Annotated in this window: 8 protein-coding genes; 2 read left to right on the forward strand and 6 right to left on the reverse strand. The window is 29.7% G+C overall.

All coding sequences use genetic code 11. From position 1 onward, the window contains the following. Nucleotides 1-39: 39 nt before the first annotated feature. The gene (locus LQ622_RS14405; protein WP_000427807.1) at nt 40-1,188 is read right to left on the reverse strand and encodes an ROK family transcriptional regulator; all 1,149 of its coding nucleotides are present in this window, start codon (nt 1,186-1,188) and stop codon (nt 40-42) included. A gap of 319 nt (nt 1,189-1,507) precedes the next feature. Between LQ622_RS14405 and psm-mec the strand changes: the two genes are divergently transcribed. Then, entirely contained in the window at nt 1,508-1,576 is a 69-nt protein-coding gene (psm-mec, locus tag LQ622_RS14410) for a phenol-soluble modulin PSM-mec (protein ID WP_014532405.1), read from the forward strand. An 84-nt stretch (nt 1,577-1,660) separates the two neighbouring features. Here the strand turns inward: psm-mec and mecI are convergent, their stop codons facing one another. Together mecI and mecR1 are read right to left on the reverse strand one after the other, a co-directional pair. Next, entirely contained in the window at nt 1,661-2,032 is a 372-nt protein-coding gene (gene mecI / locus LQ622_RS14415; RefSeq protein WP_239775438.1) for a mecA-type methicillin resistance repressor MecI, read from the reverse strand. After that, nucleotides 2,032-3,789 carry a beta-lactam sensor/signal transducer MecR1 gene (mecR1, locus tag LQ622_RS14420; RefSeq protein WP_000952923.1) on the reverse strand — a complete coding sequence of 586 codons (1,758 nt, stop codon included), beginning with the start codon at nt 3,787-3,789 and terminating at the stop codon, nt 2,032-2,034. Before mecR1 ends, mecI begins: the two co-directional genes overlap by 1 nt. A gap of 96 nt (nt 3,790-3,885) precedes the next feature. On the opposite strand from mecR1, the gene mecA reads away from it, so the two are divergent. Further along, on the forward strand, nt 3,886-5,895 hold the full coding sequence (gene mecA, locus LQ622_RS14425; RefSeq protein WP_063852655.1) for a PBP2a family beta-lactam-resistant peptidoglycan transpeptidase MecA: 2,010 nt from the start codon (nt 3,886-3,888) through the stop codon (nt 5,893-5,895). Between the two features lie 45 nt (nt 5,896-5,940). Here mecA and LQ622_RS14430 read toward each other — a convergent pair whose 3' ends face one another. The 3 genes from LQ622_RS14430 to LQ622_RS14440 all read right to left on the reverse strand — a co-directional run bounded on the left by LQ622_RS14430 (nt 5,941) and on the right by LQ622_RS14440 (nt 8,515). Continuing rightward, the gene (locus LQ622_RS14430; protein ID WP_000872606.1) at nt 5,941-6,369 is read right to left on the reverse strand and encodes a MaoC family dehydratase; all 429 of its coding nucleotides are present in this window, start codon (nt 6,367-6,369) and stop codon (nt 5,941-5,943) included. Nucleotides 6,370-6,465: 96 nt separating this feature from the next. Next, complete coding sequence (locus LQ622_RS14435) at nt 6,466-7,209, reverse strand: glycerophosphoryl diester phosphodiesterase (protein WP_000958858.1); 744 nt, start codon at nt 7,207-7,209, stop codon at nt 6,466-6,468. A 916-nt stretch (nt 7,210-8,125) separates the two neighbouring features. Then, on the reverse strand, nt 8,126-8,515 hold the full coding sequence (locus LQ622_RS14440; protein WP_020444595.1) for a hydroxymethylglutaryl-CoA synthase: 390 nt from the start codon (nt 8,513-8,515) through the stop codon (nt 8,126-8,128). Nucleotides 8,516-8,597 lie beyond the last annotated feature (82 nt).

Raw genomic sequence — 8,597 nt, forward strand, 5'->3', positions numbered from 1 at the left:
GACAATTACGAACTTTGATTATTCATTTGAATTAGTTTTTTATGCTTTTATATCTAAGTAAATATCATTAATCTGTAGTACTTTTTGGATAATTGCTAATGTACCACCTAGCAAAGTTGCAAATTTGACATTAGATGTTAACTTTATTTGAATTTCGTTACGTGAATATTGTTTGAACTGGTTCTTAATTGCTTCTAATATTTCAGGCATTTCATTGAACAATGGACAGTTAATGTAAATTGCATTCGGATTAAACTGGGTGTTTAAATTATGTATTAAAACAGCAATTTTATTTATAAATTGTTCCATTTCTTCAACTACGACTGGATTTTTTTCATTATAAAATTGAATTAATTTGCTAAGCGTCATCTTCTCATTTAGTTGATTACTTAAATTATGCAGTAAAGCTTCTTGTGAAAAAATATCTTCAATCTTATGAAAGATCTCCACATTATCGCTAACTTTTGAGACAAGTGTTTTTCCAATTTCACCCGCTTCCCCATTTGCACCACGATACAATTGATTATTAATAATAAGCCCAGCACCAATACCTTTATGTATACTTAAAGCAATAAGATTATTGTAGGATAAATTATGATTAAAATTACGTTCATATAACGCTGAAAGATTCGCTTCATTTTCAACTACGACTGGAACATTAGTAATTTCTTTTATTTTCTTAGCAATTGAAATTCCTTCAGTTTCATGGAATGGTAAATATGTCACATGCTGCTCATTATCCACAACTCCATGTATAGAAACAGACACACCTAATAGTCCGTTATAAGTATCAAGTTTCTCCTGAATATCAATATGTTTTTTTATTATGCTTAATATACTACTAACCTTTTCATCAGGTAAATCATAAGATTCATGCTTAATGACATTACCATCAAAATAATTGTACATCACTTCAACAGAACTATAAGTTAAATCCAAAGAAATAAAATAACCATAAAGATGATTAACCTTCAGAAGAATAGGTTTTCTACCACCACTCTTCGTGCTATCACCCTCACCAACCTCATTAACAAGAGATTTATACTTTAACTTATTCAAAATACTAGAAATCGTTGCCTTATTAATCTCAAGATTTTTAGATATTTGAGTACGCGAAATATTATGATGGTTATAAATTTCCCTTAGCACTCTTTTTTCATTATCATTTATATTTAAAATATTTTCCATAATTGCCTACCCCATAAGTTATTTTGAATTTAGTTTATAGTTTATCATGTATTTTTATACCAACTATTTTAACATAAATTAAATTAAACCTTAGAACAACTTAAAACCTCACTTAGGTTATCATCTTCGTTCTTTTATTTTTTTTATTATTTCAATAAATTACGTATTTCCAATATGACGATTTTTTATGCAAAGTCGTTGTATGTTTTTCAAATTTTTGACATTTATGCAATCTAAATAGCCAATTAGGGAATTTTTAACATTTTTTATTTGTTTGATATTATACTTAATGTATCTTAAATAGAAAGAGGGTATGCATATGGATTTCACTGGTGTTATTACAAGCATTATTGATTTAATCAAGACTTGCATTCAGGCTTTCGGTTAATTTTTTCAACTAAAAAACAGAGGAAATATTCAACGACTTGATTGTTTCCTCTGTTTTCTATGTATTGTTGTAAACACAACAATTTTATTTTTTATTCAATATATTTCTCAATTCTTCTATTTCATCTTGTGATAGATCTTCTTTTTCTACAAAGTTTAAGACAAGTGAATTGAAACCGCCTTTGTATACTTTATTGATAAAGTTTTTAGATGTTTTATATTTTATATCACTTTCTTCTACAAGAGAGTAATATTGAAAAATTTTATTGTCTTTTTTACGATCTATATATCCCTTTTTATACAATCTCGTTATAAGTGTACGAATGGTTTTTGGACTCCAGTCCTTTTGCATTTGTATTTCTTCTATTATATTATTCGCACTTGCATATTTTTTCATCCAAATGATATTCATAACTTCCCATTCTGCAGATGATATTTCATACGTTTTATTATCCATTATATTAACTCCATTTCTTTTAAAATACGCTCAGAAATTTGTTGTGCTTTTTCGCCATTCGCATTGTCTTCGCCTTTTAAATGTGTAGCAAAATAATACGTATTATCTTTCGTTTCAACATAACCTACGAACCATCCATTTGCTTCTTTGTGATTCACGATTCCTGTTCCAGTTTTACCTACATATTTATAAGTATCTTTTTGTTTCAAAGTCATACTATTTTCAACTTTTTCAATAGCCTTATTATCAAAATGCATGTTATGTTGTTTCATATTTTTCAACAAATTAACCTGTTCTATTGCAGAAATTTTTAATGAAGATTCATTCCAATAATTTTCATTCCCTGATATTTCTTCATTACCATATTCAATTAGATCTAAATAAGATTTAACCTCATCTTGTCTTAAATGTTTGTTTAAATTTTCGTAATACCAATTTACTGAATATTTCATTGAAGAATTTAAATTTTGATCTTGGTTCCATTCTTTAAATGGATATTGATGTTTATCCCATTGTTGTTCAGTATGATTTAATGAGAGTAAATTTTGGTCGAATGCCATTAACGCTAAATAAATTTTGTAAGTAGAATTAGGTGAATATCGTTGTTTACTTTCTGGTTCATTATAAATAGAATAAGCTTGCTCCCGTTCATTATAAAGCACAAAACTTCCATCAAATCCTTTGAAATACGGAGCTAGTTGATTTAATTTTTTATATGATACATTTGTTTCATATTTGTCTTGTTGAACATGTGCAGATAGTAACGGTGCTTGTATTAAAAGCGATATACTACATACAATATACGCAACAATACGCTTGTTTCGATTAGGTTTAGGCATTGAATCATAAAGTGCAATATACTTAACACGTTCTTTAATATTTGAATTAAAACCTAGTAAATATTGTGCTGCCACATTATTTATGTGCTGAGATTTTAAAATAGAGCATTTTAATATCGATTCACCATAACGTATATGTTCATGGCGATTCAAAATTTTTAAAACGTTTCTATCACATACTTTTTCACAGTCATTGTCCATCATTGTTTTACTTATATATAGTGCAGGATTAAACCAGAATATCATTTTAAAAACAACATAAAGCTGGTTGAATATTAAGTCATGACTTTTCACATGTGATAGTTCATGTAGAATAATATATTCAATTTCTTTGTCATTCATGGTTTCGACTACGACAGTTGGTAGTACAATTTGGGATTTCACTAAACCAAATACCATCGGATTATCAATGTTTGAACTATAACTAATTGTTATATGCTTTTTGTAGAACTGCATCTTACTTTGACATACTTTAAGTCGTTCATTAAGATATGACGATTCCAATGACGAACTTTTAATAACATCAATTTGTCGGAATGCCTTAATCATATAAAATAAGCACAACAAACTACCAAATACCCATATCAAAAGAATCATATACGTTATATTTGAGGTCTCAAACTGATTAACATTAATTGCTAAGTCTTTCGTAACAGATGATTGTTGACCATCTAACATATGACTAACCGAAGAAGTCGTGTCAGATACATTTCGATTCATCATATCTTTTGAAAATGTAAAATTCGATATTTTGTAAAATGGTATTAATGGAATTAACGTGGAGACGAGCACTAATAACCAAATCTTATGTGACATAATATTTTGAGTATATTTTATATAGAGCATTCTCACTAAAAAAATTACACATATCGTGAGCAATGAACTGATTATACTTAACATTAAAAAAGATGATAACACCTTCTACACCTCCATATCACAAAAATTATAACATTATTTTGACATAAATACTACATTTGTAATATACTACAAATGTAGTCTTATATAAGGAGGATATTGATGAAAAAGATAAAAATTGTTCCACTTATTTTAATAGTTGTAGTTGTCGGGTTTGGTATATATTTTTATGCTTCAAAAGATAAAGAAATTAATAATACTATTGATGCAATTGAAGATAAAAATTTCAAACAAGTTTATAAAGATAGCAGTTATATTTCTAAAAGCGATAATGGTGAAGTAGAAATGACTGAACGTCCGATAAAAATATATAATAGTTTAGGCGTTAAAGATATAAACATTCAGGATCGTAAAATAAAAAAAGTATCTAAAAATAAAAAACGAGTAGATGCTCAATATAAAATTAAAACAAACTACGGTAACATTGATCGCAACGTTCAATTTAATTTTGTTAAAGAAGATGGTATGTGGAAGTTAGATTGGGATCATAGCGTCATTATTCCAGGAATGCAGAAAGACCAAAGCATACATATTGAAAATTTAAAATCAGAACGTGGTAAAATTTTAGACCGAAACAATGTGGAATTGGCCAATACAGGAACAGCATATGAGATAGGCATCGTTCCAAAGAATGTATCTAAAAAAGATTATAAAGCAATCGCTAAAGAACTAAGTATTTCTGAAGACTATATCAAACAACAAATGGATCAAAATTGGGTACAAGATGATACCTTCGTTCCACTTAAAACCGTTAAAAAAATGGATGAATATTTAAGTGATTTCGCAAAAAAATTTCATCTTACAACTAATGAAACAGAAAGTCGTAACTATCCTCTAGAAAAAGCGACTTCACATCTATTAGGTTATGTTGGTCCCATTAACTCTGAAGAATTAAAACAAAAAGAATATAAAGGCTATAAAGATGATGCAGTTATTGGTAAAAAGGGACTCGAAAAACTTTACGATAAAAAGCTCCAACATGAAGATGGCTATCGTGTCACAATCGTTGACGATAATAGCAATACAATCGCACATACATTAATAGAGAAAAAGAAAAAAGATGGCAAAGATATTCAACTAACTATTGATGCTAAAGTTCAAAAGAGTATTTATAACAACATGAAAAATGATTATGGCTCAGGTACTGCTATCCACCCTCAAACAGGTGAATTATTAGCACTTGTAAGCACACCTTCATATGACGTCTATCCATTTATGTATGGCATGAGTAACGAAGAATATAATAAATTAACCGAAGATAAAAAAGAACCTCTGCTCAACAAGTTCCAGATTACAACTTCACCAGGTTCAACTCAAAAAATATTAACAGCAATGATTGGGTTAAATAACAAAACATTAGACGATAAAACAAGTTATAAAATCGATGGTAAAGGTTGGCAAAAAGATAAATCTTGGGGTGGTTACAACGTTACAAGATATGAAGTGGTAAATGGTAATATCGACTTAAAACAAGCAATAGAATCATCAGATAACATTTTCTTTGCTAGAGTAGCACTCGAATTAGGCAGTAAGAAATTTGAAAAAGGCATGAAAAAACTAGGTGTTGGTGAAGATATACCAAGTGATTATCCATTTTATAATGCTCAAATTTCAAACAAAAATTTAGATAATGAAATATTATTAGCTGATTCAGGTTACGGACAAGGTGAAATACTGATTAACCCAGTACAGATCCTTTCAATCTATAGCGCATTAGAAAATAATGGCAATATTAACGCACCTCACTTATTAAAAGACACGAAAAACAAAGTTTGGAAGAAAAATATTATTTCCAAAGAAAATATCAATCTATTAACTGATGGTATGCAACAAGTCGTAAATAAAACACATAAAGAAGATATTTATAGATCTTATGCAAACTTAATTGGCAAATCCGGTACTGCAGAACTCAAAATGAAACAAGGAGAAACAGGCAGACAAATTGGGTGGTTTATATCATATGATAAAGATAATCCAAACATGATGATGGCTATTAATGTTAAAGATGTACAAGATAAAGGAATGGCTAGCTACAATGCCAAAATCTCAGGTAAAGTGTATGATGAGCTATATGAGAACGGTAATAAAAAATACGATATAGATGAATAACAAAACAGTGAAGCAATCCGTAACGATGGTTGCTTCACTGTTTTATTATGAATTATTAATAAGTGCTGTTACTTCTCCCTTAAATACAATTTCTTCATTTTCATTGTATGTTGAAAGTGACACTGTAACGAGTCCATTTTCTTTTTTTATGGATTTCTTATTTGTAATTTCAGCGATAACGTACAATGTATTACCTGGGTATACAGGTTTAATAAATTTAACGTTATTCATTTGTGTTCCTGCTACAACTTCTTCTCCGTATTTACCTTCTTCTACCCATAATTTAAATGATATTGAAAGTGTATGCATGCCAGATGCAATGATACCTTTAAATCTACTTTGTTCTGCTTTTTCTTTATCTATATGCATATATTGAGGATCAAAAGTTGTTGCAAATTGGATAATTTCTTCTTCTGTAATATGAAGGCTTTTTGTTTTGAATGTTTCTCCTACTATAAAATCATCGTATTTCATATATGTCTCTCTTTCTTATTCAAATTAATTTTTTAGTATGTAACATGTTAAAGGTAAGTCTACCGTCACTGAAACGTAAGACTCACCTCTAACTTTCTATTGAGACAAATGCACCATTTTATCTGCATTGTCTGTAAAGATACCATCAACTCCCCAATTAGCAAGTTGGTTTGCACGTGCTGGTTTGTTTACAGTCCATACGTTCAATTCATAACCCGCTTCTTTTACCATTTTTACTTTTGCTTTAGTAAGTTTGGCATCTTCAGTGTTTACTATTTTAGCATTACAGTAATCTAAAAGTGTTCTCCAGTCTTCACGAAACGAAGTTGTATGGAATATAACTGCTCTGTTATATTGTGGCATGATTTCTTCTGCAAGTTTAACAAGCACAACATTAAAGCTTGAAATGAGCACTTCTTGATTCTGATTTAAGTTTGTTAATTGTTCTTCCACTTGCTTAACCATACTTTTAGAAAGTGCTAGTCCATTCGGTCCAGTAATACCTTTTAATTCTACATTTAAATTCATATTATATTCATTTGCTATTTTTACTACATCATCGAAAGTTGGCAAATGTTCATCTTTGAATTTTTCACCAAACCAAGATCCTGCAGAAGCATCTTTAATTTCATCATAATTCAATTCAGTTATTTCCCCGGACATATTTGTAGTCCGTTCTAAATAATCATCATGAATGATAATCAGTTGTTCATCTTTTGTAATTGCAACATCTAACTCCAACCAGTTTATACCTTCTACTTCTGAAGCAGCTTTAAATGATGCAATTGTATTTTCCGGAGCTTTACTAGGTAATCCTCTATGTCCATATACAGTTAGCATATTACCTCTCCTTGCATTTTTATTTTTTTAATTAACGTAACTGTATTATCACATTAATCGCACTTTTATTTCCATTAAAAAGAGATGAATATCATAAATAAAGAAGTCGATAGATTCGTATTGATTATGGAGTTAATCTACGTCTCATCTCATTTTTAAAAAATCATTTATGTCCCAAGCTCCATTTTGTAATCAAGTCTAGTTTTTCTGTACCCCTTATCTGCAATTTTACTTAGGATTGCTTTTAACTTACCTCTTATCTGCAATTTTACTTAGGATTGCTTTTAACTTACCCCTTATCAGCAATTTTACTGAGAACTGCTTTTAACGCACCTCTTATCTGCAATTTTGCCTAGAACTGCTTTTAACGTACCTCTTATCTGCAATTTTACTGAGAACTGCTTTTAACTTACCCCTTATCAGCAATTTTGCATGGAATTGCTTTTAACGTACCTCTTATCTGCAATTTTACTGAGAACTGCTTTTAACAAACCTCTTATCTGCAATTTTACTTAGAACTGCTTTTAACGTACCTCTTATCTGTAATTTTACTGAGAACTGCTTTTAACAAACCTCTTATCTGCAATTTTACTTAGAACTGCTTTTAACAAACCTCTTATCTGCAATTTTACTTAGAATTGCTTTTACTATTCCTCTTATTAGTATAATCTCAGTAAGAATGCGTATAAAAATGAAAATTACAACCGATTTTGTAAGTGCTGACGCCTGAGGGAATAGTATGTGCGAGAGACTAATGGCTCGAGCCATACCCCTAGGCAAGCATGCACGTACAAAATCGTAAGATAAAAAAATAAGCATATCACTGTAAACTTTAAAAAATCAGTTTAGTGATATGCTTATTTATTTCGAGTTAGGATTTATGTCCCAAGCTCATCAAGCACAATCGGCCACTAGTTTATTTCTCTATCTTATATGTTCTGATATGGTCTTCTATACTGTATAAGTATACTTTTGAATATGGATCTTGTGTCAATTCACGTTCGAAATCAAATTCTTGATTATCAAATCTGTTAAAGAATGTTTCGTATTCTTCGACTGATAATTGCTCTCTAGATTCTAGCATATTTAAGTGTTTCTCTTTATCTAATGCTTTGTCATATCCTTTAACGATTGAACCACTAAAGATTTCTCCTACTGCTCCTGAACCATAACTAAATAGACATACTTTCTCTTCTGGTTGGAATGTGTGGTTCTGTAATAACGAAATTAAACTTAAGTATAATGATCCTGTATAAATGTTACCAACATCTCTATTCCATAATACGGTTCTGTTGCAAAGTTGAATTTATAGTATAATTTTAACAAAAAGGAGTCTTCTGTATGAACTATTTCAGATATAAACAATTTAACAAGGATGTTATCACTGT

Source organism: Mammaliicoccus sp. N-M50 (genome assembly GCF_022386995.1).
GTDB classification, from domain to species: domain Bacteria; phylum Bacillota; class Bacilli; order Staphylococcales; family Staphylococcaceae; genus Mammaliicoccus; species Mammaliicoccus sciuri_A.

Coding starts and splice junctions, on each gene's coding strand:
- LQ622_RS14405 (WP_000427807.1), bottom strand. CDS start 1,188: ATGGAAAATATTTTAAATATAAATGATAATGAAAAAAGAGTGCTAAGG.
- LQ622_RS14435 (WP_000958858.1), bottom strand. CDS start 7,209: ATGCTAACTGTATATGGACATAGAGGATTACCTAGTAAAGCTCCGGAA.
- mecI (WP_239775438.1), bottom strand. CDS start 2,032: ATGGATAATAAAACGTATGAAATATCATCTGCAGAATGGGAAGTTATG.
- LQ622_RS14430 (WP_000872606.1), bottom strand. CDS start 6,369: ATGAAATACGATGATTTTATAGTAGGAGAAACATTCAAAACAAAAAGC.